The organism is Pseudomonas vanderleydeniana (assembly GCF_014268755.2).
GTDB lineage: Bacteria > Pseudomonadota > Gammaproteobacteria > Pseudomonadales > Pseudomonadaceae > Aquipseudomonas > Aquipseudomonas vanderleydeniana.
In genome coordinates, this window is record NZ_CP077093.1 from 5,136,830 (window position 1) to 5,160,594 (window position 23,765).

The following is a 23,765-nucleotide window of genomic DNA, read 5'->3' on the forward strand; positions in this document are numbered from 1 at the left end:
GTTCATCCGGCATTAGCTCATCTTAATTACCACTTAATGCCAAGCTCCTAGAGTTGATTTGAATTTCAGTTCGCCACGGCGACATTCTTTCAACTACTCAGGAAACATTGCTCATGAAACTGCCAACCCTGCTGATTGCCGGCTTATTGTCCGTTACTTCTTTCGCAGCACTCGCCGAAGGCGGTTCCGATCGCGCTCGTGAGCGCTGGGAGAACTTCCAGGCCAGCCAGCAGCAAGCCCGCGAACAGGCCGAGCAGAAGACGATGACGGCACAGGCGCAAAAGAACGATACATCTTCAGGTGAAGTGAAAGCAGTTCAGCAGCCTGATACCTGATTCATCAACCAAACACCCGATAACACCTCCGACAGTTCCTGACGGGAGGTGCTTGCACAGCGCCCTGACCGGGCGCTTTTTTATTATCCGGAGAGAACATTCGACGGCGCGCTTGAATGCATATCCATTTGTGCGCCGGACTGATGTATGGGCCAGGAGCACTTCATTGCGCCTACCGAGTTCAAGACAACAGGGAAAGCCGCAAGCCAATGATGGTCAGCCCGGAAACCTTGCGCGGAAAGTGAAGAGGCCGGCAACCCGACTACGGCGTATCTACAGTAGAACCAGGCCGGCCAACGCCCCAGCCAACACAACCACCCAGGGCGCCCAGCGCCACACAACCAGCGCCAGCAAGGCCAAGACCGCCAATCCAAAGTCCAGCGGCCCAAGAATGGCACTGCTCCAGAGCGGCCGCCAAAACGCCGCCAACAACAACCCCACCACGGCCGCATTGACCCCTGCCAGCGCCGCCAGAACCCGCGGGCTACCCCGCAGCACCGGCCAGAACGGCAAAACTCCGACCACCAGCAACAAAGATGGCAGGAAAATCGCCACCAGGCACACCAGCGCCCCGGTCACCCCATCGATGGCCGCCCCGACAAACGCCGCAAACGTGAACAAGGGGCCCGGTACCGCCTGGGCCGCCGCATAACCGGCCAGGAAGGTATCGCCATCCAGCCGCCCGCTGCCAACCACCGCCTGCTCCAGCAACGGTAACACCACATGGCCGCCACCAAAGACCAATGCCCCGGTCCGATAGAAGCTTGCGAACAGCGCCGACAGGCTCCCCTCCCCCGCCACCAGCGGCCCCCCCAGCAACAGAAGGAAAAACAGCAGCAACGCCGCCCAAGCCACCGCGCGACGTACCGGAACCGGCACCCCCGGTTCCGCGACCGAAACCGGCGGCGCCAGCAACAGGACACCGACTCCAGCCGCCGCCAGCATCACCAGCAGTTGCCCAGGCACCGAGTCCCAGGACAACACCACCCACGCCGCGACCAGCGTAATCACCGCCCTTGCCAGCCCACGACTCAAGCTTTTGGCCATGCCAAACAACGCCTGGGCCACCACCGCCACGGCGACGATCTTCAAACCATGCAACAGTCCAGCTGGCAGGGCCGCGCCCCACCAGCCGATACCCAGCGCGAACAAGCTCAACAGCAACGCCGAGGGCAAGGTAAAGCCGGCCCAGGCGGCCAGCGCGCCAGGTACACCGGCACGGTAAAGCCCAAGCGCCATGCCAACCTGGCTGCTGGCCGGTCCGGGCAGGAACTGGCACAGCGCGATCAGTTCGGCATAGTGTGGTTCGCTCAACCAGCCACGCCGCTGGACGAACTCAAGGCGAAAGAAACCCAGGTGGGCGATCGGCCCGCCGAAGGAGGTCAGCCCCAACCGCAGGAAGATCAGGAACACCGCCCAGGCACGGGTGCTATTGGCTGAATGTTCCTGCTGACTCATGGCGCCCCCGTGACTACAGATACTTGTTCCAGAACAGCATCTGGCCATGGGCCGGATCGAGCTGGGCACCGCTGAAGCCGAACTTCTCGTAGGCTGCCCGGGCCACGGCATTGCCCTCGAGGACTTCGAGGGTGATCTTGCAGCAGCCGCGCTGACGCGCGATGTCCTCGACCTTCTGCAGCATCTTCCGGCTCAGACCCAGGCCGCGAAACTTGTCCAGCACCGCCACGTCATGCACGTTCACCAACGGCCGGCAGGCAAAGGTCGAAAAGCCCTCGAAGCAATTCACCAGCCCCGCCGGCTCACCGCCGACAAAGGCCAGCACACTGAACGCATGGGCACGCTTGGCCAGCTCGGCCGGCAACTGCGCCAGCAGGTCCGGGTCAAGCGGCTCGCCACCCCCCATCGGGTCCTCGGCGTAGTGGTTCAGCAACAAGGCGATCGCTTCGGCATGCAGCGGGTTGCTGTAGCTCGCCTGCAGTATCAGTACATCCGCAACGTCCATGTTCATCCTCGAAGGCATCATTGAAAATCGGTTCTCGCGTGAGGGGCAGCCGATTGTAAGCCCGGGCCAGGGCCCGAACGAAGGGAATCAGCCAGCTATCGTGATCTGAATGAGTTCGACGGCTTCATTGCCCGAAACGCTGCAGCTGCATCTCATGCAGGCGACTGAGAGTACGACGAAACGCAAACGCCAGGTAACCCTCGCTGTACAGTTCATCCAACGGCACCTGGGCCGCGACGTACAAGGCCACCTTGCGGTCGTAGCACTCGTCCACCAGGGCAATGAAGCGGCGCACGCTGTCATCGTGGATCGACAACTGCGGCAACTGGCGGTCCCCGGCCTCGACACGCTGCGCGGCATCCTCGGTGCCCCGGGCGATCCGACCGGGGCGCTGGCGGGCGCTGAGGCTCGGCACTTCGTCGAGAAAGATCGCCGAGTAGCGATCGCACAACGCCATGAAATCCATCGCCGCCAGAGGCTGCTCGCACAGCTCGGCATAACGGCACCAGAGCACGCTGGGCGAGGCCCGCACCACCGCCAGGGTGCGATGCCCCATCGCGACGGGTTCGGCAGACACGGCCTGCCCGTCGGTCAGTGCGGCGAACGCCTGGGTAAACCCCGTTGCCCCCTCCTGCGGTACGACCCAGTAACGCTGCTGGGCAACCCCCGGATGCAGGCGATGGTCCTCGCCTCCATCGACATCGATCACTTCCATGTGCTGCTCGATCGCGGCGATCGCCGGCAGGAAACGTTCGCGGTTGAAGCCGTCGGCATACAACTGCTGCGGGGGCTGGTTGGAGGTACAGACGATCACCACACCCTCGTCGAACATCACCTGGAACAGTCGCCCGAGAATGATCGCGTCACCGATGTCATTGACGAACAATTCGTCGAAACACAGGACCCTGACCTCGGCCGCCAGCTCACGGGCCAAGGCTTGCAACGGATCGGCGATGCCGCTCAGCTGGAAGGAGCGCTGGTGCACCCAGCCCATGAAATGATGGAAGTGCTGGCGTCGGGAAGGCACCCGCAGGCTCTGGTGGAACCGATCCATCAACCAGGTCTTGCCCCGCCCGACAGGCCCCCAGAGATAGACCCCGGAAGGTATCTGACCCTGGTGCAGCGCCTCATGACAGCGCTGCAGGGCCTGGACCGCCTGCCACTGGTCCGGGTCATGGACAAAGCCCTGCGCGACGGCTTGCTGGTAGGCACTCAGGGGAGAATCGGCAGTCATGGGCAGGGCCGTTGCTGAACAGGGCTGCGCAGTATGCCAGTTCGGCTCAGAGGGAAATATCCAGGCGGGCGATCTTGCCCTGTTCGTTCAGCCGGAATGTATAGCGCAACTCCACCGGGCTACCGGGAAAGCTGCCCGACACCCGCTTGCGCACCAGCACCTTGCCGGTGCGTTGCGCGACATCGAGGACTTCGACCCGGGGCTGGTACTTGCGGCCGGTTTCATCCATCCAGCGCGCGATCTCCAGGGTGCCGACCTGATGCCGGCCCTCATCGAATACATTCGCATCCACGGCGAAGAAACTGTCGATCATCGAGGTGTCGCGAGCGTTGGCGGCGGTGATATAGGCCTCGATCGCCGGGGCCAGGGATGGGGTGTTCATGAGGCACTGCTCCTTGCAGGTGGGACTGACAGCATCCTAAGCCAGGCCCACGTCAGTTTTTGTCAGGAGTGAACGGCTGAACCCTCTGCATCCGTTCGCAGGCTGCGTGCCAGCCGCGCAACAGGTCACTGCGCCGTCCCGGATAACGTTCGCCCTGCTCACAGGCAGCGGCGATACGATCGGTACGGAAGGTCCGGTAGTCATTGCGCAGCTCGCACCAGGCGACGATCACCCGCACCTCGTTCAGGAAGCCCAGGGCCAGCGGCCAGATCAGCCGTTGGCTGGGGACCTGGTTCGCATCGGCGTAGTCGATGTACAGCTTGGTCTGCTGGCCGATCGCCTGGCGCAGCACGCTCAGCGGCACGATGTTCTCCGGGAAGCCATAGCCGGCAGGCCCGGCCAGCACGGTAGGATTGCGCAAGGCCTCCTGGGCCGCCGGCCCGAGCACCGCCGAGATCTTCGCCAGGGCCCCGCAGGCCGCCTTGCCCAGGACGTCGTCGCCGCGCTGGGTGACATACTGCAGGCCGAGCATGATCGCTTCGGCCTCGTCGGCGTCGAGCATCAGCGGGGGCAGGAACAATCCGCTGCGCAACACATAGCCGATTCCCGCTTCACCCTGGATCGGTGCTCCCAGGGCAGTGAGTTCGGCGATGTCGCGATAGACCGTGCGCTCGGAAATTTCCAGTTCCTGGGCCAGGGCAGCCGCAGTGGCCGGACGGCTGCGAGCGCGCAACACCTGCAACAGCGTCAACAGACGGGAAGTACGGGACACGGTGGGTTCAACCTGAACGGAAGCGGAGGGGCGCAGCCTAACAGAGACTCCTGTCAGAATCTGTCAGGAGCCGTGCGGTCTATGCTTTGCTGTATCGTGGGCCGGTTCATTCATCCAGAGGACCTCATCATGCGCAAACTCCTGGGCCTGGGCCTGCTGTTCCTGACCCTCGCCGGCTGCGCCCTGTTCTCCGGTCGCGACCCGCTGACCATCAACGTGGTCGGCATCGACCCCCTGCCCAGCCAGGACATGGAGGCGCGTTTCGCCGTAACACTGCGCCTGCAGAACCCCAACGAGACCGCCATCAGCTACAACGGCGTGGCCCTTGAACTGGAAGTGAACGACCAGCCACTGGCTTCCGGTGTCAGCAACCAGCAGGGAACACTCCAGGGCTTCTCCGAAACCACGATGACGGTACCGGTCAGCGTCTCGGCCTTCTCCATGTTGCGTCAGACCCTCGGCCTGAGCCAGGCGCGCAGCCTCGACGGTTTGCCCTACGTGCTGCGTGGCAAGCTGGCCGGCGGGCCGTTCGGCACCATGCGCTTCGTCGAACGGGGCCGCCTGGACCTGCTGGGGTCCAATGCCAGTGGCTGGTGAACCACGTCACGCGGATGACCGAAAAGGCTGTTATAAACAGTCTTTCGACTTCCGCCCGGGACGGCACGCATCATGGACAGATACCCCACCCTGCACAGCGAACGGCTGATCCTGCAACCGATGACACTGGACGACGCACCGGCCGTCCAGCAGTTGTTCCCGCACTGGGAAGTAGTGCGCTACCTCAATGCCCTGGTGCCCTGGCCCTACCCCGACGACGGTGCCCTGCGCTACCTGCGCGACATCGCCCTGCCCGCCGTCGAACGCGGCGAGGAATGGCACTGGTCGATGCGATTGAAGACGGCACCACAACAGATGATCGGGTCCATCAGCCTGATGCGTGAAATCGACAACAACCGCGGATTCTGGCTCGCCCCACAGTGGCAGGGCCAGGGATTGATGAGTGAAGCCAGCCGCGTGGTGACCCACTACTGGTTCGAGGTCCTCGACCAGTCGCTGATGCGCGTGCCCAAGGCCACGCCCAACCTGGCTTCACGGCGGGTTTCGGAGCGCGAGGGCATGCGCCTGGTCCATACAGAGGAACGCGACTTCGTCAGCGGGCGATTGCCCTGTGACGTCTGGGAAATCACCCGCGAGGAATGGCGACGCAACCAGTAGGCCGCCTGCGGCTTCAGTCCTGGATGAAACGCACGCCGGGCTTGGCTCGCTCGTCGACCCGCAGCTCGAACACGTCAGGCCGCGAATAGTGGCCGGTCACGTCGAAGTCATAACGGGCACGTACCAACTCGTCGGTATCGATCTCGGCGGTCAGCAGGCCGGCTTCACCCACCAGCGGCCCCGCCAGCACATCGCCCATCGGCCCGACAATCAGGCTGCCACCGTTGATCAGCGGGCGCTCATCCGGCCAGTTCTCGACACGGCTGCCCAGCACTGCCGGTGATGGCTGGACCTGGCAGGCAGTGACCACGAAGCAGCGGCCTTCACAGGCGACATGGCGCATGGTCACGCGCCACATTTCGCGCTCGTCCACCGTCGGTGCACACCAGACGTCCACCCCCTTGGCGTACATCGCGGTACGTAGCAGCGGCATGTAGTTCTCCCAGCACACCGCCGAACCGATGCGCCCGGCCTTGCCTTCCACCACCGGCAGGGTCGAACCATCGCCCTTGCCCCAGATCAGCCGTTCGGTACCGGTCGGCATCAGCTTGCGGTGCTTGGCCACCAGGCCCGCCTGCGGGTCGAAGAACAGTACGGTGCAGAACAGGCTGTGGCCGTTGCGCTCGATCACACCCAGCACCAGGTTGGCCCCGGTACGGGCGGACAGGCCGGCCAGTGCCTCGGTTTCCGGGCCCGGTACGTCGATCGCATTGGCGTGATAGCGGGCAAACGCCTCGCGACCTTCCGGCAGGCGGTAACCCAGCTGGGTACCGAAGGTTTCGCCTTTCGGGTAGCCGCCCAGCAACGCCTCGGGCATCACCACCAGGCAGGCGCCGGACTCGATGATCGCCTCTTCATAGGACAGGATCTGTTCCAGGGTATCAGCCTTGCCACCCGGCAAGGCACCAATCTGCAACGCGGCAACGATGGATTTGGACATGGGCGGATCTCCAGGCTTGGGTTCGTGTTGCAGATTGTCGTGGCGAAGCCGATCATGAATAAAGACCACTTCATCACTGAATGATATGAACACCACGAATATCAAAGCCCTGGACCTGAACCTGCTCAAGGTCTTCGAGGCCCTGCACGAGGAGTCTAGCGCCAGCCGCGCGGCCGTGCGCCTGGGCGTCACGCAGTCGGCCATCAGCGCTGCCCTGCGCCGGTTGCGCGAGGTCTATGGCGACCCGCTGTTCACCCGCACCGGCCGCGGGCTGGCACCCACCTTGTGCGCCAATCAGCTCAAGCCGGTGATCAGCGAAGCCCTGAACAAGTGCCGGCAAAGCCTGGCGCTGGTCGACCCGCAGGCCCAGCACTACGAAGGCCGCTCGGTGATCATCGGGCTGTCGGACGACTTCGAGATCGCCTACGGTCGCCGCCTGATGGAACTGATCGCGGTACAGGCACCTCGCCTGCGCCTGATCTTTCGCCAGACCCACAGCCAGATCGTCGGCGAGGCCCTGATGCAGCGCCAGTTCGACCTGGCCATCACGGCTGGCGGTTTCGCCGAGCGCCTGCTCAGCCGTCGGGTGCTGGGCGAAGGCGACTACCGCTGCCTGGTCGATCCAAACAGCCTGGAAGCGGGCCAGAAGAGCCTGAGCCTGGAACAGTTCGTCGCCCGCGAACATATTCTGGTGTCATCCGGCGGTTTCATCGGCATCACCGATGAAACCCTGGCCGGACTGGGACTGGGCCGGCATGTGAGTGCCTCGACCACGCATTTCGCCGCCTTGCCCTACCTGCTCAAGGGCAGCCAGGCCGTCGCAACCATTCCGGCCCATGCCGCCCAGGCCATTGCCGAGCTCAGCGGGCTGAGCCTGCTGCCCAGCCCCATGCCCCTGCCGCGCTACCCGATCGAACTGGGTTGGCGCACCAGCACCTCCCTCGATCCGGCAGTCCGGAAAGTGCAGGCGGCGATTTTTCAATGTTTTCACCTCTCATGAGTCATGATGGGAGCCCGAACAGCAGGCAGTTTTCAGGACAATCCGACGCAAGATCCAACCCAAACTGATATGCATTTGCCATCAACTGTTCTCGGCAAGCCTCAGGGAAGGTTAGAATGTAGGAAATAGGGAAGAGTCAATGACAGAGCAGATCCTCTCAGAAGCCGAGTACGATGCGATCACCGATGCTGCCGCGCACTGGTGCATGCGTCTGCATGAGCAGGATTGCACGGCTGCCGAACGCGAAGAATTCGACGCCTGGCTCAAGGCCGACCCGCTGCATGCCAGTGAGTACGAGGCGATGCTGGAAATCTGGGACGTCGCCGATCACCTGCCGCGCCCGCCCCAGGCCGAGGTCATTCCCCTTCCGTCCCCCGTCAAGCGCCGGCCCTGGTCACGCTATGGCGTGGCCGCCAGCAGCCTGCTGGCGATTCCCCTGGCCGGCTACATCGGCTGGAGCCTGGGCTGGATACCCACGTCCTACCAGACCTTTGAAGCGAGCAATCGGGTCGAACACGTCACCCTTGCCGATGGTAGCCAGGTGGAACTGAACCTGGGCAGCCAGTTGACCTACAGCAACTACAAGGATCAACGACGGGCCACGCTGAAAAAGGGTGAAGCCTTTTTCGAAGTCAGCCATGACACCGAACATCCCTTCGTGGTGAAGGCGGCCAAGGGCCAGATCCGCGTCACCGGGACCCGGTTCAACGTCTGGATGTACGAGGACCAGGTCAGGGTCACCTTGCTGCAAGGCTCCGTGCTGGTCAGCAGCGACAGCACCCAACCGGGTGGCTACCGCCTGGACCCGGGCATGCAGGCCCGCTACAAGGCCGGTGACTTCGAGCCGCAGATCAGCCAGACCTATGCCAACGACACCTCGCTGGCCTGGCGCAACGGCAAGCTGATCCTCGACAACCTGAGCCTCGCCGACGCCCTGCCGCTGATCAATCGCTACCTGGACACACCGGTGTTGCTGGCCGACCCGGCCACCGGTGCGATTCGTATCGGCGGGATCTACAGCACCAGCGAAGTCAGGAAACTGGTCACCTCCCTGCCCAAGGTCCTGCCGGTCTACCTGACCCAGAACAAGGATGGCAACCCGATAATCAACGCCATTCCCCGGGAAAAACCCAAGGCCTGACGAGCCTGTTCAGACTATTCGTGAAGGCTCCCTGAGACAGCACAGCCAGTGCCGCGCAAGCACCGTTTGTGCTGGGCAAGCCTCCACCCGCCACGAGGCCTGCCTCAGCGCTTCTCGCGTATCACCTGCAGCCGATACGCCTTGTCAGCCCTGATCTGCTCCTCGGTAAACGGCAACACCCCCCAGGCCTTCTTCGAGAACGCCTCGGTCTGGTCGCGAAAATGCGCCGACGCCGGATCACTGGACAATGATGGCGCCAACATCCCCACCGCTCGCGGGCCATGCTCATCGAAGCTGACCACCTGCAGGTAGCTGGTGCCGCTGATCACCTCACGCTTGCCATCTTCGCCCGGCACGCTCTGGATCGCGTTGTACACACCCAGCGTCGACGGCCCGCCGTGCACCGGTACCGGGTGTCCGCCCAAGCTCACCTGCTGGACATCGCCCCATTGCGTATCGGCCGTGAGACCATCCTTGTTCACGCTCGCCACCGATGCCAGCATCGCCTCGCGCACCGCCTTGGCCACCTCGGCCTTTCCGATGTCCAAGCCACGCGGCGTATGCCGCGCATTGGCCGGATCGAACCGGATCCGCCAGATATCGTCATGCCCGGCCAACTGCTCCATGACATGCTGGAAATGCACGAAGCCCACGCCGCTGTCCAGGTTGGCGCGCTGGTCCCAGTTCCGCAGACTCGCGCACAGTGGCGCCAGGGTCGCGGCGTCCGCCCCCAGGTCACCGCCACAGAACTGCAGCAGGTCCGGCAGCACCTGGCTGGCGAGATAGACCTGGTCATCCATGACCATCGCCTGCAAGTCCTCGACCTTGATCGGCCCGGCCTGCTTGAGCTGCTCGAGTCTTTCCAGGGCGAAGCGCGCACGCGGGCCCAACGGCTGGTTCTCACGGCTGACCAGCGGCGAGAAGCCCTTGAGCGGAGCGGCCGGGTTGACCATCCACGCCGAGTCATTGGAGTTCTGCACATAGTCGCCGCGCTCCAGTTGCGGCAGTCGATCAGCCGGGAAAATCCCCTTCTGCGCGGCATTCGCGGCGACACTCCAGGCACAGTCACGACGCGAACCGTCGAGCACAATCAGGTCGTAGCCGGCGCGCGGATCGCTGCACTTGCCCAGCTTGTCGGCATCCACGTAGGGCACCACCGAGAGATTCATGTACAGCGCCCGCCCCCGGTCATCCACCGCCAGGGTGTTGACCCATGGAATGCCCTGGATCCGGTGCACCGCCGCCTGGAACGCCTTGAGGTTGTCGGCGCGGTTCATCGCCGCCCACTGCTGCAACACCCGGTCGTTGTCCTGGTTGGCATCACGCAGGCTGAAGGCAACCTGGCGGTTCCAGTCGAGCTTGCCCGGCCATTGCACCACCGGGCCGAATACCGAGCTGTAGACCAGCCGCGAGACCGGCTTCAGGCTGCCATCCTCCTGCTTGACCTGGACGCTGACCTGGCGCTTGTCCATGGCCGTGGACTTGCCATCGAGCAGGTAGCGGGTCGGGTCCTTGGGGTCGAGTTGCAGGCGATACAGGGTGAAATGCCTGGACGTGTCGACCGTGTGGGTCCAGGCCAGGTGCTGGTTGAAGCCGATATTGATCATCGGCAGGCCCGGCAATGCCGCGCCCATCACATCGAGCTGGCCGGGAATGGTCAGGTGCATCTGGTAGAAGCGCATGCCTCCCACCCACGGGAAGTGCGGGTTGCCCAGCAGCAGGCCCCGGCCGTTGAACGAACGCTCGCCACCGATCGCCACACCGTTGCTGCCACGGTCCAGGGCGAACCGTTGCATGCGCTCGGCCGCCACCTGGAACCCCGCCGACGAGCGTTGCGCGGTCTGTTCGGGCGGGGTGGCTGCCGCCAGGGCCTCGACGAATTGCCCGACACCGCCCTCGACCAGCAGGCGACGGGTCAGCTTGACCTGATCGAGCACGGTGATCGGTCGTACCCAGGCACCCTGGCACTGCTCCGGCAGGCCCTGGGCCTGGCGCTCGCGCAACTGGCGGTTGTAGCCGGCCACATAACCTTCGATCCGCTGCTTCATCTGCGGAGTCTGCGCCTGCCAGAACGCGGACACTGCCGCCGGCGTGTTGAACCAGTTGAAGAACAGGTCGCTGGCGAGATTGTCCCGCTGTTCGACCGTGGTCTCGTGCGGACCGAAGAACTTCGACCGCTCGCCATTGACCGTGACGATCTCATTGGCCAGCAGGCACAGGTTGTCCTGCGCATAGGCATAACCGATGCCGTAGCCCAGGCCGCGCTCGTCGCTGGCCCGGATATGCGGGACGCCGAAGGTGGTACGGCGAATGTCGGCGCTCAACGCGGCGCCATGGGTATCGCTACCCTGGGAACGGGCATGGGCACCCAGGCTCAGGCCGATCAACAACGTTGCAAGGCAGCACCTGGAAAATGGCCGGAAAATGATCACGCAGACTCCTGATAAGACCGTCGAATACCAGGCGGCGCGAGGCTGAATCAGATCCGGGCGCCTGGAAAAACCGGCGCCCACGCCAAAGCACAGGGCAGCCGATGCCTGCCCTTGGAAACGAATGGAACTGCAAAAATTTAGCCGGTCAGACAGCTGCGGTTCAGCCCTGAAACATGGCCGTGACCTGATGCCGACAAATTTTCGACATATGAGGCTTCATGATTTATCCGTCTCGTTCGTCTTTATTCAAAGAGAGCAGATTTCACTTTCCTGATCAGCCTCTGAAAAGGAGTTTTTCGCATGTACGACCAGCACAGGCCAACGGACGGTATTTCCTTGCAACGCGATCCAACCTACAGCTCGGGCGCCATGTTTGCCAAACCTGCCGAGCGCAATGGCAACGAGCGTATTCGCCAACTGCTCAAGCACTTCGGCCTGCGCACCAGCCTGATCCGCCTGAAGGTGATCGATGCCCTGCTCAACGCTGAAGGCGGCCCGCGGCGCCTGGGCGTGCGCGGTGTTCACGGCCACCTGCTGGAACTGGACATTCCGTTGTCCTTTCTCAGTGTGCGCGAAGTGCTCAAGCGCCTGTGCAGCGAAGGTGTCGTGGTGCTCAACGGCGACAAGACCTACAGCCTGCACCCCGATGCCCTGGTGGCACTGGAACAGCAGGATTGAATACCGGTCAACGCGGTTCCGGCTCGCCGCGTTTTTACCCAGCCTAGCGACACCACCGCAGCCGGCCGGCCGCCGCCGGGATGGTGTCCGCCGCCCTCAACGCTTCAAGGCTTGACCTTGCGGCGCATCACGCCGTTGATGATCACCACCACCACCGCCACGCCAATTGCGATGTACTGGAATAGTTTCTCGCTGATTACGCCGGTGTTCTGCAGGTAGGTGAGGCCGAACATGATCCCCAGTACTACCAGGACGACCAGAATCGAGTATTTCAAACGTTGTGCCTGGGTCATTGCATGTATCCTGAAAACAGCCTGAAACGCACAGGCTTCGAGTGAAATGTATCCGCTTTGTATCGTCTTTCATGCCAAGCACCTACAGCGCCCGACGAATAAGCCGACCAAAACGCAGTCTCATGATACAGGCGAGCATGAGTTTTCGCTGCCCGCCTTTAACCATGAGGATGTGTCCATGTTTCGTCGAATCACACTGCTGATTCCTGCGTTGATCCTGTTGTCACTGAGCGGCTGCATCATCATGCCGCGCGATCACGGCGGCTGGCATGACCACCGCTACTACGGCGGCGGCCCCGGCTATTACGGTGGCGGCCCTGGTTACTACCACCGCTGACATCCACGGGTGAGCCAACGGCTCACCCTTTTCGTTTCTGCTCCCTCCTCTCTCACCGCTTGAAACCGATACCCGGCCGGGCACACACCTCCACCAGCCAGTCGACGAACACCCGCACCCGCCGGGACAGCTGCCGATGCGGCGGGTACAGCGCTGCCAACGGCAAGCCGGGTTGCGGCGCTCCCGGCAACACTTCGCAAAGACGCCCGTCACGCAGTTGCTCGATCACGTGGTAGTAGGGAATCTGCACCAGGCCGAACCCGGCCTCACACGCCGCCAGGTAACCATCGGCACTGCTCACCGAAATGTGCCTGGGCAGATGCAGCTCCTCCACCTGTCCGTCCCGGAGAAACTCCAGGCCAAAGCGCCTGCCGCTGACGCTGGAAAAATACTCGACCATCCGATGCCCGGACAACGCCTCCAGCGACTGCGGCACGCCCTGCTCGCGCAGATAGGCCGGGCTGGCACAGATCAGTTGCTCGATGGTCACCAGCGGCCGTGCCACCAGCGACTCATCCAGCACCGCGCCACCGCGCAGCACACAATCGACACCATCGCGGATCAGGTCCACGGGGCGGTCGTTCAAGCCGATCTCCAGCTCGATCAGCGGGTAACGCTCGGTGAACTCCGGCAACGCCGGGATCACGATCAGCCGGCCGATGGCCGCCGGCATGTCGACCCGCAGCGTGCCGCGGGGATTCAGGCGTGACGCGCGGAACACCGCCTCGGTCTCCTCGAGGTCCGCCAGCAGTTGCACGCAACGCTGGTAGTAGGCCTCGCCATCGAGGGTGGTGCTGACCTGGCGGGTGGTGCGGTGCAGCAACTGCACGCCCAGGTGCGCTTCCAGTTGCTTGACCAGGATGGTCACCGAGGCCCGCGGCAGTTGCAGGCTGTCCGCCGCCTTGGCAAAACCGCCCAGCTCGACGATCCGGGTGAACACACGCATGGCGTTGAAACGGTCCATTGGCTATCCGTTACTTACATAGATTGTTTAGAAAATACTAATAGTGATAGTAACTCAAGCTGCTTTATCGGCTTTTTATCGACGAACACAATGGAGCCCTCTTCACATCACCGGAGTGTCCGCGATGCAAACGCGTCAACTGGGAAAAAACGGCCCGCAGGTATCCGCGATCGGCCTGGGCTGCATGGGCATGAGCGACTTCTATACCACTGGCAGCCACGACACCGGCGAGGCTATCGCCACCCTGCACCGCGCCCTCGAACTGGGTGTGACCCTGCTCGATACCGCCGACATCTACGGCCCTTATCGCAACGAGGAACTGATCGGCCAGGCGATCGCCGGCAAGCGCGACCAAGTGTTCCTGGCGAGCAAGTTCGGCATCCTGCGCGACCCGGCCAATCCGGCGTTGCGCGGGGTCAACGGGCGGCCGGAGTACGTGCGCAGTTCCATCGACGGCACGTTGAAGCGCCTGGGCATCGAAACCCTCGACCTGTACTACCAGCACCGCGTCGATCCGGATGTGGCGATCGAGGAGACCGTTGGCGCCATGGCCGAGCTGGTCAAGGCCGGCAAGGTGCGCTACCTGGGCCTGAGCGAAGCCTCGGCGAGTACCCTGGAGCGGGCACACAAGGTTCATCCGATCAGCGCCCTGCAAAGCGAATACTCGTTGTGGAGCCGCGACCCGGAGCACAACGGTTGCCGGCAGGCCTGCCAGCGCCTGGGCATCGCATTCGTCCCCTACAGCCCGCTGGGCCGCGGCTTCCTCACCGGCGCGCTGAAAACCCCGGAGGACTTTGCCGCCGATGACTTCCGCCGCACCAACCCACGGTTCCAGGGCGAGAACTTCGCCAGGAACCTGCAACTGGTGTCGCAGGTCCAGGCGCTGGCGGCGGAGAAAGGCGTCAGCACCGGGCAGTTGGCCCTGGCCTGGGTGCTGGCCCAGGGTGATGACGTGATCCCGATTCCCGGCACCCGCCAGCGCAAGTACCTGGAGGAGAACGTCGGCGCCCTACAGGTTCAATTGAGCGTGGCCGAACTGCAGGCGCTGGACGAGGTGTTCCCGCTGGACGCGGCGGCCGGCAGTCGTTATGCGCCAGCGGTGATGCTGGGGCTCAATCGCTGAATCCCAGGCAGCCGCGACCCTGTGTGGCGAGCGGGCTTGCCCGCGCTGGGCCGCCCGGCGGCCCCACAACCTGCCCCCGAGGATGACTGGCACACCGAGTCGTCGGGTTTGCGGCTGCCCTGCAGCCGAGCGCGGGCAAGCCCGCTCGCCACAGGGCTGCGACAACATCACCTCAGAAATCGCGCTTGTAGAAGATATCCAGCGAACTGGCCACGCCACTCGCCGCCTCCAGGTACACCCGCTTGGTCAGCAGGTAGCGCAAGGCGATGGTGTTGGCCGGCTCGAACACCCCGACCCCGTAGCGCAGGCTCAGTTTCTCGGTGATCTTGCCGCTGGCGACCACCGCGGTCTTGGTGCCGCTGCCCTGGGTATCCAGCTCGAAATCCTTGACGCCAAGTTTGTTCGCCAGGTCCGAGGTCACCGACGAACTGCCCATCAACCCCAGCCCCAGCGCCGCCTGGGCCAGCATGTTGTTGTCTTCTCCGGTGGTGCTCAACGGACGCCCCAGCACCAGGTAGGACAGCGCCTGCTCCTGGCTCATCGCCGGTTCCGAGAAGATCTGCGTGGTTGGCTGCTCGGCGCTGCCGCTCAGGCGGATGCCAGCGATCACATCACCGGTCTGGCGAATCGCCTCGATGTCCAGGTAGGGCTGGTCGACCGGTCCGGCGAACAACAGGCGCGCACGACGGATGCTCAGCTTCTGCCCGTAGGCGCGATAACGTCCGTCGTTCAGCCGCAATTCGCCACGGGTGTCGAGGTTGTCACCGATGTGCACCTGCCCCTGCAGGGTCGCGGTCAGGCCGAAGCCACTGAAGCTGAGCTTGTCCTGCCCCACGATGACATCGATATCCATGGCGATGGCCAGCGGTGGCTTGCCCTCTTCGGTCTGGTGCCCGACGATCACCGTGTCATCGGAGACCTTCACCGTCGACGGCGGCAACTCGCGCACGGTGATCTCCCCCTTGGGGACCAGCACCTTGCCGGCGATCGCCAGCTTGTCGCCATGCATCGTGATGTGCAGGTCAGGGGCCACCTGCAACGCCGCGTAGGGCTCGACGTTCACCGGCAGCTGCTCGCCCTTGAGCGCGATGTCCACGGCCAGGGCTTCGGCCCAACCGATATGCCCACTCAAGCTGCCCTGCCCCGACTCACCGCCCTTCCAGTTGCCGTTGAGCTGGACATTCTCCCCGGCGATCTGCGCCTGGACCCGCAGGTCGCTGATGGTGGTCGGCAACTCCGGCCCCGACACCGTGCCATCGCTGAGCATCAGGTTGCCGTTGACCTGCGGCGCCAGCAGCCCGCCCGACAGGCGCCCGCTGCCATCCAGGCGCCCCGCGAGCTTCTCGACCATCGGCACGAAAGGCCGGATCACCGCCAGGTCGAGACCGCTGAGACGGAAGTCGCCGCTCAGCGGCTTGTTCTTCGCCAGCGGATTGATCTGCGCCTGGAGCATCAGCTCGCCCAGCTTGCCACCGCGAAAGTCCAGGCTGGTATCGACCCGCCGGGGGGTCAGGTCACTGGTCAGGCGGAGGGTTTCATAGGGGAAATCCAGCCACTGGCGACGCTTCTCGCGAACACGCAGGGTGCCGCCACTGGCGTCGACCATGATCCGGCCTTTCGGGCCGCTGGCCGGCAGGTCCAGTTGCAGATCGGCGTTGAGCCGACCCTGCCAGGCGAAGTCGCGTGGCATCCACTGCGCCAGGCTTTCCAGTGGGAACTGCTTGAGGTGCATGCGCAATCGGGGCTCAGGCGCCAGTCGCTGATCCTCGCCACACAGGCTGGCGTCACCGGAGGCCCAGCAGTGGGCGCCGAACGTCAAGCGGCCATCGGCCAGGCGCTCGAGCTTCGCCGGGGCCTGCAGCCGCCAATCCTGCCCGCCGGTACGAATGTCGCCCGAGGCCAGGCGACCGCGCCAATTGCCCCGGTCCAGGGTGCCGTCGGCCGCCAGGGCCAGCTTCAACAGCGGGCCCTGCAAGTCCAGTTTGACCTGCTGGCGCTTGAGGTCGCCGTCACCATTGACCAGCAGGTTGCCCAGATCGGTTTCGCCGACCTGGATCGCGTTGCCCTTGAGCTCCAGGCGGGCACGCTGGGCCTTGTCGAGGCTGGCCTCGAGGCTCAGGCCCTGCAGGCGATTGTCGGCGAATGCCAGTTGCTGGCCCTGCAGGCTGGCCTTGCCCTGTGGCGCCTTGAGGCTGCCGGCGACGTCGACGCGCCCCTTGAGCTGACCCCGCAACTGCGGCCAGAGCTGCCCCAGGCGTGGCAGGTTCAAGTCGAGCTGGCCGGCCAGTTGCTGCTGCAGGCGTCCGCTGCCGGTGATGCGGTTGTCACCCAGGCGAACCTCCAGCGCACCGAGCGTCCACTGTTCGCCACTGCCACCGGCCTTGGCCTGCAGCACGGCCGGTTGCCCGCGCAGCTTGCCCTTGAGGTCGATATCGACGCTCAGGTCGAGCTTGTCGTTGCGCAACTCTCCCTTGCTGCGCAACGGCCCGGCCAGCGTGCCAGGCAACTCCGCCACCCAATAGGCGGGGTTGAGCGCGCTGAGGTCCAAGGCGGTGTCCCAGGCCACCCCATCGGCAAACTGCAACTTGAGCGAGCCCGTGGCCTTGCCCTGCCCGGCGGTCAATTCGAGCTGCGGCAGGGCAATCTGCTGCAGGTCGCCGCTGAAGGGACTGAGCAGGCTGAAACGCCCGGCCGGGCCATCGAGGTCGGCCTTGAAGTTGCCCAGGTAGTTGCCGTCGGTGTAGTGCACTTCACCGACGAAGGTCCGTGCCTTGACCGCCGGCTCATCGACCAGCGGATACAGGCGGTGCCAGGGGAAATCCAGCCAGTCGACATTGCCGTCGGCGCTGAAGCCCTTCTGCCAGTCCAGTTGACCACTGACCTTCAGGTGCTGGTCGCGGCCGGCATCCAGCTCCAGCGCGGCGATCTGCGCGCCCTTGGCATCGACCCGACCGTTGAGCAGCAGGCCGACGGCACCCTGCTCGGCCGGCAGGCTGGCCTTGCCCTGCAGCTGATAACCATTCTTCAGGTCGCCCTTGCCGGTCAGTTCCAACTGGTTGAGTTGCAAGGTATCCGGCAGGTCGGTGCTGGCCTTGAAACCGTCGGCAGTGATCCTGACCTGGGCCGGCAGGTTGTCCGCCAGGGCCTGCAACTGCCCGCTCAGTTGCCCTTGCAGATAGCCGCTGCTGTCGGCCTTGAGGTTCAGTGTCTTGAGCAGGTCGCCCTGGATATCCAGGGCCAGTGACCAGGGTGCATTGCCGGGGGCCGGCAACCCCAGGCGGCCCTGCAAGGCCAGCGGCCACTGGGCCACCGGCTGCAACAGGCCGGACAGTTCCAGGTTCAGCTCGTCACGACGCACATGCAGGGTATCGATCTGCAGCCCGGCAGCGGTCCAGTGAGCTGCCAGTTGCAGCTCGCGAAACTGCTCGCTGCCATCGAGCAGCAGGCTGCCGATCCGCAGCTGGCCGAGGCGGATGCTCAGCGGCAGTTTCAGATCCGGCAGGCTCAGTGGTCCGCTGTCGGTCGCCGGTTCGCTCGACGGAAAGTGCAGTTCGATCCGCTCGACATCCAGTTGATCGATGCACAGGCTCAAGCGGGCCAGGCACGGCAGCGACCAGTCGAAGCGCGGCTGGCTCAGTTCGATCCGGCTGCCATCCTGCTCCCAGCGCAACTGGTCGGCACTCCACTGCCCGCCCAGGCGACCCTGGAAATGGTCCACTGTCAGCCCTGGCACCTGCGCCAGCAGCCAACGACTGCCGCCCTGGGTTCCGAGCAGCGTCGCCACGCTCGCTACCACCAGCAGCACCAGGGCGACCAGCACCAGGCCAAGGATCTTCAAACCACGCGTCACAACTCAGGCCCCATGGAAAAGTGCAAACGAATACCGCCCGGGTCATCCAGGGCATGGGCTAGGTCGAGACGGATCGGCCCGACCGGCGAAACCCAGCGCACACCGATACCGACACCGGTCTTCAGGCTGGGGAAATCCAGGGTATTGAACGAATTGCCCTGGTCGACGAAGGTCGCCACCCGCCACTTGTCGGCGATGGAATACTGGTACTCGACGCTGCCGGCAACCATGTAGCGGCCACCGATCCGGTCGCCCTCGGCGTTTTCCGGGGACAGCGTCTGGTACTCGTAGCCGCGCACGCTCTGGTCGCCACCGGCGAAGAAACGCAACGACGGCGGCACCGACTTGTAGCCGTTGGTGGCGCTGCCGCCGAACTGCACCCGGCCGAGAAAGCGGTGCTTGTCCCAGACCGTGGTCAGGCCCTTGAGCAAGGCCGTGCCATACAGCAGGTTGTTGTCCGAACCCAATCCTTCCTTGGCGACCTTGGCGTCGAACTGCAGGCGATAACCATTGTGCGGGTCGATGCGGTTGTCGCTGCGCAGGTACGAATAACTGACGCCGGGCATCAGCAGGGTACTGAGGCCCGAGTCGTCGCCCAGTCGATATTCCTCGCGCTGCCACTTCAGCGAAATGACCCGCTGCCAGCCATTGGGCAGCTTGCTGTGCCATTCCGGCCCGACGGTGAGCAGCTTGCTCAGGCTGTCGGTGTTGGCCAGTTCTTCATACTGGTAGCCCGCCGCCCAGCGCAGCTTGTCGGTCAGCGGCGGGTCCAGCGGATGGTCGTACCAGACGCCGATGTTCTGCCGCGGCGCGGAAATTTCGCTCTCGATACCGTAGCTGTCGCCCTCGCCGTTGACCCAGTGCCGGGTCCAGCTGGCCTTGCCACGCGGCCCGACGTCGGTCGAGAAACCGAGGCCCAGGCCCAGGGTGCGCGGCTTGCGGGTGTCCAGTTGGACATCCACCGGAATCACCTGGGCAGTGGCGGTCGTCGGCACCGCGTCGACCCGTACTCCCTCAAAGTAGCCGCTCGATTGCAGGGCCTGGTTGAGTTCGGCGATCAGCTCGGAGTCGTAAGGAGTACCCGCCTTGAACGGCACCATGCGCTGCAGAAGGTCCTCGTCGAACGGTGTGTCACCGGAGAACTGCACCTTGCCCAGGGCGTAACGCGGGCCGCTGTCGTAGACCAGCTCGATATCGGCCACTCCGGCCTGCGGGTCGACCAGCAGTTTCTGTGAGGTGAAACGCCCACTGAAGAAACCGTAGCGCGAGGCCTGGTTCTGGATCAGCCGCTTGGCGTCCTCGTAATGGCCATGGTTGAGCACGGCGCCGGGGCGCAGTACGTCGCTCTTGGGAACACGGAAGGCCTTGAGGCTGGCGGCAGGCCCGTCGATCCGCACCGTCACGTGGCGCAGGTGCACCGGTTCGCCGGGGTCGATGTTGAGGATCAGGCGCGGGGTCTTGCCGCCCTCGACCTCGCTGTCTATGCGTGGCTGGTAGTAGCCCAGGGCCTGGGCGGCTTTCTTCGCCTGCTCCTCGGCTCCCCGGCTGAAGCGTTCGAGCGCACGCTCGCTGCGATCACCAAGGCTGCCGATATAGCCTTCCACATTGGACTTCAACTCATCGTTGGCCGGTTTGACCCGAACATCGAGTTCACTCTGTGCCAGCGCCGCCATGCTGTAGACAAGCAGAAGCAGGCCGCTGGTAACTCTTCCTGAAAACGTCATAGGCGCGGATGCTACCACGGGCTGGGGACCGTCATAGAACCCCGACAGCGTTTAAAAGTTCGACATTCAAGCCGTTGCTGTTTGTAACACCTGCGGATTGGCGTGATAAAACACGTGCTCAAGGATAGGTCCTACAGCGACCTCGCCAATTTCCTCATAACCCTGGCGCTTGTAAAACGCCAGGTAATGCGGATTGCCCGTATCGAGGATCACGCCCTGGGAATGCTCGTCCTCGGCGCACCAGTTGTGCACCGCCGTCAACAGCTGCTCGCCGTAGTGCTGGCCCTGGAACTGCGGGTGAATGCCCAGCAAAGGCAGACTGTGTACCGCCGTGGAGGGCACACAGGCCAACACCGCCCGGTGGTAGTCGAGGTAGCGCCGGGTGCATTTGAAGCCGGTGCCGAGCAGCATGCGCAGGCGCCAGGCCCAACTCTCGGTAATGCCCAGACGACGTTGTGGCGGCGCGATCAGTGCGATACCGATCAACCGGTCGTTCACCAGCAGGCCGATGGCCGGCAACTCCTGGAAGAAATGCTGCTTGACCAGCTCCCGTACCGTGGCCCGTACGCGCTGCTCGTAACCGCTGCGCTCGGACTCGAACAGATAACCGAAGGTCGGCTCATGGCGATAGGCGTGGTACAGCAGGGAACGGGCTTCACGCGAGTAGCCACCGTCGAGCAGGTGGATGGTGGCAGTGGTATCTGGAGTGTCGGGCATTTGGGTCGCTCTCCCTGAACGCTGCATGGGCATGACCTGCTGTCATTTACGAACCTGGGGCCCGCCTGACAGTTCAACTCAATCACTCGGCCAACGCTTGCCAGAAACGTTAGCAGCGCATTTGTCCTACCGCCACGCTGGCCCGGATCCGACTTGTCGGCTAGCATCGCTGTTTTGCCAGGACTGCCGCCCATGAAGATCGTCTCGTTCAACATCAACGGACTGCGCGCCCGACCCCATCAGCTCGCGGCGCTGATCGAAAAACACCAGCCGGACGTGATCGGCCTGCAGGAAACCAAGGTGGCCGACGAGCAGTTTCCCCAGGCGGAAATCGAGGCGCTGGGCTACCACGTCAGCTTCCACGGGCAGAAGGGCCACTATGGTGTCGCCCTACTCTCGCGCCAGGCACCACTGAGCCTGCACAAGGGTTTCGAGACGGATGACGAGCAAGCCCAGCGCCGCTTCATCTGGGGCACCTTCGCCGACAAAAGCGGCAACCCGGTGACCATCATGAACGGCTACTTCCCCCAAGGCGAAAGCCGCGACCACCCGACCAAGTTCCCGGCCAAGGCCAAGTTCTACCAGGACCTGCAAGGGCTGCTGGAAAGCCGCTTCAGCAACGACACGCCGCTGGTAGTGATGGGTGACATCAACATCTCGCCCGAGGACAGCGACATCGGTATCGGGGCCGACAACGCCAAGCGCTGGCTGAAAACCGGCAAGTGCAGCTTCCTGCCGGAAGAGCGCGAGTGGCTGGGGCGCTTGAAGAACTGGGGCCTGGTGGACAGCTTCCGCCATCTGCACCCCGAGGTGAACGACCGTTTCAGCTGGTTCGACTATCGCAGCCGCGGTTTCGAGGACGAGCCCAAGCGCGGCCTGCGCATCGACGTGATCATGGCCTCCAACGGCCTGCTGTCGCGAGTCAAGGCCGGTGGCGTCGACTATGAGTTGCGGGGCATGGAAAAGCCGTCCGATCATGCGCCGATCTGGCTGGAATTGAGCTGACCCACGCATTGACAACCTGCCCCGCCGTGGGGGATTCCATGGTTTGGGGCAAGACTTGAGGGCCTATTCACGGCGATCCGACGCTTCGGTGAGTCCTGCTCCCACACGGTACGGGCCAGGCGCGGTCACTGTGGGAGGCGGCCGGGCGGCGCTCCGCTTGCTGGCGATGGTGCCGGTTCAGTCGTTCATGGTGTCGACTGTCAGGACGCTATCGCCAGCAAGCCGGCGCCCACAAGAATCCCTTCGCGCGCATCGTCATCTTTCTGCAACCTAACTGACTCATTCTTGCAGCACTCCTGTTTCCACAAGGTGCCGCTCCATGCTGCGTGCGCTCTACCTGCTGCTTCTCTGCGCCCTGCCTTGCATGGCCCAGGCCAACCTCCCCGCTCCACCCGACGATGGCCTGGTGTTGCGCATCCAGGGTTCCAATACCATCGGTGCCACGCTCGGACCGGCGCTGGTCAAGGGTTGGCTCATCGAACAGGGCCTGCACGGCGTGCATGATGCCGCCACCGGCAAGGACAACGAACAGCGGGTCCTGGCAACCACCGAACAGGGCCGACGGGTTCGCGTGGAAGTCGCCGCCCACGGCTCCAGTACCGGTTTTGCCGCCCTCAAGGCCGGCACCGCCGACCTGGCCGCCGCTTCCCGTCCCATCAAGGACAGCGAACGCCAGGCCCTGGAAAACCTCGGTGACCTGAAAAGTCCCGAAGCCGAACAGGTGATCGCCATCGATGGCGTGGCGATCATCCTGCATCCGCAAAACCCGCTGGCGCAGCTCGACACCGGCACCCTGGCGCGAATCTTCGCCGGCGAAGTGAAAACCTGGGAAGAACTCGGCGGCACCGGCGGAGCGATCCACCTGTACGCCCGTGATGACCAGTCCGGCACCTGGGACACCTTCCGTGAGCTGGTCCTGGCGCGACACGGCAAGACGCTGGGCAACACGGCCAAGCGCTTCGAGTCCAGCGAGCAGTTGTCGGATGCCGTGAGCCAGGACCGGGCCGGCATCGGCTTCATCGGCCTGCCCTACGTACGCCAGGCCAGGGCCGTGGCGATCGTCGATGGCGACTCGCAACCGATGCTGCCGCTCGCCAGCCTGATCGCCACCGAGGATTATCCGCTGTCACGCCGGCTGTTCTTCTACCTGCCGCCAAACGGCGGCAATCCCTGGGCCCAGTCACTGGTGCAATTCGCCCAGAGCCGGGCCGGTCAGGCGATCGTCGCCAGCAACGGTTTCATCGCCCAGACGGTGCAGGCCATGCCAGTGCAGGCCAGCGCGCAGATGCCGGGCGACTACCAGGCGCTCGCCAGGCAGGCCCAGCGCCTGTCGGTGAATTTCCGTTTCGAGGAGGGCAGCGCCAGCCTGGACAACAAGGCCCGCCAGGATCTGCAGCGGGTGCTCGACTACCTGCGTGACCGTGGCAAGCTGAACGACCGGGTCACACTGGTAGGATTCGGTGATGCCAAGAGCGACCCGGAACGAGCCCGGTTGCTGTCCCGGCTGCGGGCCATGGCGGTACGCCGGGAGCTGCTCAAGGGCGGCGTGGTATTTCGCGACATCCTCGGCTTCGGCGAGCAGATGCCGGTGGCGGCCAATACCGCCGATGAAGGACGGATCAAGAACCGTCGGGTCGAGGTGTGGGTTTACTGATCGACG

General features: G+C 64.0%; 22 protein-coding genes. 10 read left to right on the forward strand and 12 right to left on the reverse strand.

Annotated features, from left to right (window positions below; genetic code table 11):
• The first annotated feature begins 113 nt into the window (after nucleotides 1-113).
• Nucleotides 114-335, forward strand: a complete 222-nt coding sequence (locus HU752_RS23095; protein WP_186683939.1) for a DUF2790 domain-containing protein — start codon at nucleotides 114-116, stop codon at nucleotides 333-335.
• Nucleotides 336-608: 273 nt separating this feature from the next.
• Here the strand turns inward: HU752_RS23095 and chrA are convergent, their stop codons facing one another.
• The 5 genes from chrA to HU752_RS23120 all read right to left on the reverse strand — a co-directional run bounded on the left by chrA (nucleotide 609) and on the right by HU752_RS23120 (nucleotide 4,686).
• The gene (gene chrA, locus HU752_RS23100) at nucleotides 609-1,793 is read right to left on the reverse strand and encodes a chromate efflux transporter (RefSeq protein WP_186683947.1); all 1,185 of its coding nucleotides are present in this window, start codon (nucleotides 1,791-1,793) and stop codon (nucleotides 609-611) included.
• Between the two features lie 13 nt (nucleotides 1,794-1,806).
• Nucleotides 1,807-2,298, reverse strand: coding sequence for a GNAT family N-acetyltransferase (locus tag HU752_RS23105; protein ID WP_186683949.1), 492 nt, complete (start codon nucleotides 2,296-2,298; stop codon nucleotides 1,807-1,809).
• A 124-nt stretch (nucleotides 2,299-2,422) separates the two neighbouring features.
• Nucleotides 2,423-3,532 (reverse strand): cell division protein ZapE, encoded by a 1,110-nt coding sequence (gene zapE, locus HU752_RS23110; protein ID WP_186683951.1) that lies wholly within the window; start codon nucleotides 3,530-3,532, stop codon nucleotides 2,423-2,425.
• A 46-nt stretch (nucleotides 3,533-3,578) separates the two neighbouring features.
• Nucleotides 3,579-3,914, reverse strand: coding sequence for a nuclear transport factor 2 family protein (locus HU752_RS23115; protein ID WP_186683954.1), 336 nt, complete (start codon nucleotides 3,912-3,914; stop codon nucleotides 3,579-3,581).
• A gap of 52 nt (nucleotides 3,915-3,966) precedes the next feature.
• Nucleotides 3,967-4,686 carry a helix-turn-helix transcriptional regulator gene (locus HU752_RS23120; RefSeq protein ID WP_186683955.1) on the reverse strand — a complete coding sequence of 240 codons (720 nt, stop codon included), beginning with the start codon at nucleotides 4,684-4,686 and terminating at the stop codon, nucleotides 3,967-3,969.
• Nucleotides 4,687-4,815: 129 nt separating this feature from the next.
• Here HU752_RS23120 and HU752_RS23125 point away from each other — a divergent pair, with 129 nt between their 5' ends.
• On the forward strand, nucleotides 4,816-5,283 hold the full coding sequence (locus HU752_RS23125; RefSeq protein WP_186683957.1) for an LEA/WHy family protein: 468 nt from the start codon (nucleotides 4,816-4,818) through the stop codon (nucleotides 5,281-5,283).
• Between the two features lie 72 nt (nucleotides 5,284-5,355).
• The gene (locus HU752_RS23130) at nucleotides 5,356-5,901 is read left to right on the forward strand and encodes a GNAT family N-acetyltransferase (protein WP_186683959.1); all 546 of its coding nucleotides are present in this window, start codon (nucleotides 5,356-5,358) and stop codon (nucleotides 5,899-5,901) included.
• 13 nt (nucleotides 5,902-5,914) lie between these two features.
• On the opposite strand, the gene HU752_RS23135 is transcribed toward HU752_RS23130, so the two are convergent.
• The gene (locus HU752_RS23135; RefSeq protein WP_186683961.1) at nucleotides 5,915-6,841 is read right to left on the reverse strand and encodes a carbon-nitrogen hydrolase family protein; all 927 of its coding nucleotides are present in this window, start codon (nucleotides 6,839-6,841) and stop codon (nucleotides 5,915-5,917) included.
• An 85-nt stretch (nucleotides 6,842-6,926) separates the two neighbouring features.
• Between HU752_RS23135 and HU752_RS23140 the strand changes: the two genes are divergently transcribed.
• A complete protein-coding gene (locus tag HU752_RS23140; protein ID WP_186683963.1) occupies nucleotides 6,927-7,841 on the forward strand; it encodes a LysR family transcriptional regulator in 915 nt (304 codons plus the stop codon).
• Nucleotides 7,842-7,980: 139 nt separating this feature from the next.
• Nucleotides 7,981-8,982 (forward strand): FecR family protein, encoded by a 1,002-nt coding sequence (locus tag HU752_RS23145; protein ID WP_186683965.1) that lies wholly within the window; start codon nucleotides 7,981-7,983, stop codon nucleotides 8,980-8,982.
• 104 nt (nucleotides 8,983-9,086) lie between these two features.
• On the opposite strand, the gene pvdQ is transcribed toward HU752_RS23145, so the two are convergent.
• Nucleotides 9,087-11,414 carry a bifunctional acylase PvdQ gene (gene pvdQ / locus HU752_RS23150; protein ID WP_186683967.1) on the reverse strand — a complete coding sequence of 776 codons (2,328 nt, stop codon included), beginning with the start codon at nucleotides 11,412-11,414 and terminating at the stop codon, nucleotides 9,087-9,089.
• A gap of 300 nt (nucleotides 11,415-11,714) precedes the next feature.
• On the opposite strand from pvdQ, the gene HU752_RS23155 reads away from it, so the two are divergent.
• The gene (locus HU752_RS23155) at nucleotides 11,715-12,092 is read left to right on the forward strand and encodes a fe2+ zn2+ uptake regulation protein (protein WP_186683969.1); all 378 of its coding nucleotides are present in this window, start codon (nucleotides 11,715-11,717) and stop codon (nucleotides 12,090-12,092) included.
• Nucleotides 12,093-12,196: 104 nt separating this feature from the next.
• On the opposite strand, the gene HU752_RS23160 is transcribed toward HU752_RS23155, so the two are convergent.
• Entirely contained in the window at nucleotides 12,197-12,385 is a 189-nt protein-coding gene (locus HU752_RS23160; RefSeq protein ID WP_186683971.1) for a hypothetical protein, read from the reverse strand.
• A 178-nt stretch (nucleotides 12,386-12,563) separates the two neighbouring features.
• Between HU752_RS23160 and HU752_RS23165 the strand changes: the two genes are divergently transcribed.
• Nucleotides 12,564-12,722, forward strand: a complete 159-nt coding sequence (locus HU752_RS23165) for a hypothetical protein (protein WP_017905539.1) — start codon at nucleotides 12,564-12,566, stop codon at nucleotides 12,720-12,722.
• A gap of 52 nt (nucleotides 12,723-12,774) precedes the next feature.
• Here HU752_RS23165 and HU752_RS23170 read toward each other — a convergent pair whose 3' ends face one another.
• The gene (locus HU752_RS23170; protein ID WP_186683972.1) at nucleotides 12,775-13,686 is read right to left on the reverse strand and encodes a LysR family transcriptional regulator; all 912 of its coding nucleotides are present in this window, start codon (nucleotides 13,684-13,686) and stop codon (nucleotides 12,775-12,777) included.
• 124 nt (nucleotides 13,687-13,810) lie between these two features.
• On the opposite strand from HU752_RS23170, the gene HU752_RS23175 reads away from it, so the two are divergent.
• A complete protein-coding gene (locus HU752_RS23175; protein ID WP_186683973.1) occupies nucleotides 13,811-14,809 on the forward strand; it encodes an aldo/keto reductase in 999 nt (332 codons plus the stop codon).
• 172 nt (nucleotides 14,810-14,981) lie between these two features.
• Here the strand turns inward: HU752_RS23175 and HU752_RS23180 are convergent, their stop codons facing one another.
• From HU752_RS23180 to HU752_RS23190, 3 genes are all read right to left on the reverse strand, one after another.
• The gene (locus HU752_RS23180) at nucleotides 14,982-18,659 is read right to left on the reverse strand and encodes a translocation/assembly module TamB domain-containing protein (RefSeq protein WP_186683974.1); all 3,678 of its coding nucleotides are present in this window, start codon (nucleotides 18,657-18,659) and stop codon (nucleotides 14,982-14,984) included.
• Entirely contained in the window at nucleotides 18,656-20,383 is a 1,728-nt protein-coding gene (locus HU752_RS23185; RefSeq protein WP_186683976.1) for an autotransporter assembly complex protein TamA, read from the reverse strand. The genes HU752_RS23180 and HU752_RS23185 overlap by 4 nt, the downstream gene beginning before the upstream one ends.
• A gap of 66 nt (nucleotides 20,384-20,449) precedes the next feature.
• On the reverse strand, nucleotides 20,450-21,100 hold the full coding sequence (locus HU752_RS23190; protein WP_186683978.1) for a GNAT family N-acetyltransferase: 651 nt from the start codon (nucleotides 21,098-21,100) through the stop codon (nucleotides 20,450-20,452).
• Between the two features lie 192 nt (nucleotides 21,101-21,292).
• On the opposite strand from HU752_RS23190, the gene xthA reads away from it, so the two are divergent.
• Together xthA and HU752_RS23200 are read left to right on the forward strand one after the other, a co-directional pair.
• A complete protein-coding gene (gene xthA, locus HU752_RS23195; protein WP_186683980.1) occupies nucleotides 21,293-22,105 on the forward strand; it encodes an exodeoxyribonuclease III in 813 nt (270 codons plus the stop codon).
• 319 nt (nucleotides 22,106-22,424) lie between these two features.
• On the forward strand, nucleotides 22,425-23,759 hold the full coding sequence (locus HU752_RS23200; protein WP_186683982.1) for a substrate-binding domain-containing protein: 1,335 nt from the start codon (nucleotides 22,425-22,427) through the stop codon (nucleotides 23,757-23,759).
• The last annotated feature ends 6 nt before the right edge of the window (nucleotides 23,760-23,765 follow it).